This is a genomic window from Burkholderia sp., from assembly GCF_018375725.1.
In the GTDB taxonomy this organism is placed as follows: Bacteria; Pseudomonadota; Gammaproteobacteria; order Burkholderiales; family Burkholderiaceae; genus Burkholderia.
In genome coordinates, this window is record NZ_JAHACR010000499.1 from 1 (window position 1) to 1,714 (window position 1,714).

General features: G+C 62.0%; 1 protein-coding gene and 1 pseudogene. One reads left to right on the forward strand and one right to left on the reverse strand.

What is annotated here, in order from left to right; translation table 11 throughout:
- Positions 1 to 752: pseudogene (locus KH616_RS24840) on the reverse strand (undecaprenyl-phosphate glucose phosphotransferase); the annotation flags it as partial.
- Between the two features lie 423 nt (positions 753 to 1,175).
- Here KH616_RS24840 and KH616_RS24845 point away from each other — a divergent pair.
- A partial coding sequence (locus KH616_RS24845; RefSeq protein WP_292254855.1) for a sugar phosphate nucleotidyltransferase occupies positions 1,176 to 1,714 on the forward strand: 539 nt, incomplete at its 3' end.

A 1,714-nucleotide genomic window follows, 5' to 3' on the forward strand; every position in this document is an offset into this window, starting at 1 on the left:
GCCGGCACGCCGAGCAGCTCGACGACCTCCTGGTTGAAGAACGACAGGCTGCGCACATCCGGGATGAAACGGATGTTCACGAAGTCATGCCGGAACACCGTCACGATCCGATGAATCTGCCGCTCCTCCGAAATCGGCAGCGCGAGCCACAGTTCGCGGATCGCGCGGCTGCGCACGAGCCGCTCGAGCGCATCGAAATGCCGCTCGATATAGACATCGTCGAGCGCTACGTCGTTCACCGCGGCATGCTCGTCGTAGACGCAGACCGGGTTGAAGCCGGCATCGGGACGGGCACGCATCTGCGCGATCAGGCGCCGTGTCGCGGGCGTGCCGCCGACGATCGCGACCGGCTTGTGGTTGTAGCCCTCGCGCCGCAGATGCCGCAGAACCGCATGCACGCACGCCTTCGACGCCGCGAGCAGCGCGATCGTCACGACCGCCCAGCCACCGAGCCACAGCCGCGACAGCTCGCCCGAATGGTGGAAACCGAAGCTCATCAGGATGCCGAGCAGTTCGACCACGAGCCACGCGAACGCCACGCGCCCCATCAACCCGACAAGGCGCTTGCCGCGCCACGACTGATAAATCCCGAACGCGGGAAAGAACACGACGACGAGCACGCAGTCGAACAGCATCATCGTGCGCTGCAGATCGTCGAGCCACATGCCGCGGCCGTCGTGCAGCGCGGCGGCGATCAGGGCCCCCGCCATGACCATCGCGATATCGATGATTCTCGCCAGCACGCTCAACATGTTCGCTTCCTCGTTGAATAGACGTTTGCCGAACGGATCCTGCGCGTCCGACGCCCCGCAACCGATTCCAACGTTGCATGACGCTATTGAACCGTTAAGAAAATTCCCGCCGCAAGCACACAAGTATTTCTAAAATTAATCGGAAATTATTTCCTTTATCCGATCGATTTATATCGGCACAATTTTCCTGATTTTTGCAACCGGCATGCAGTTCATGCAAGACCATCACGGCAATCAGGCTTGACTGGCGTACGATTCCGCGCGACACATCGCTTTATTTTTTTATTTTTATTGATACACGAATCCGCATAAATAAAACTCACCACGCAAAACATGATGAATGGCGCAGCCGACTTCCGGTTTTATTGTCGATTTACTTCATGCTAAAACGACAGGCATTGACAGCAACCGAGGAGTGCCATCATGAATGCTCCGGCCGTGGCAGCCGACACGCTCCCATTCCTATCCGCCGACGAGCCTGCCGGCACGCGCATCGCGGTGCAGCCGGTGATACTCGCCGGCGGTTCCGGCACGCGACTGTGGCCGATGTCGCGCGAGCACTATCCGAAGCAACTGATCGGACTGCTCGGCGAGCATTCACTGCTGCAGGCGACTGCATGCCGGCTCGACGGCCTGACGACCGGCCATCCGCTCAGCGATGACGTGCTGATCGTCTGCGGCGAGGGCCATCGCTTCACGACGGCCGAACAGCTGCACCTCGCCGGCAAGCGCGCATCAATCGTGCTCGAGCCGCTCGGACGCGACACCGCCCCGGCGCTGACGCTCGCCGCGCTGCGGATCGTCGCCGGCGGCAGCGACGCGATCATGACCGTGATGCCAGCCGACCACGCGGTCGCCGATCAGGCGCGCTTTCACGCCGCCATTGCCGCGGGCGTGCGCTGCGCGGCGCAAGGCAAGATCGCGACGCTGGGCATCCTGCCCGGGCATGCCGAGACCGGCTA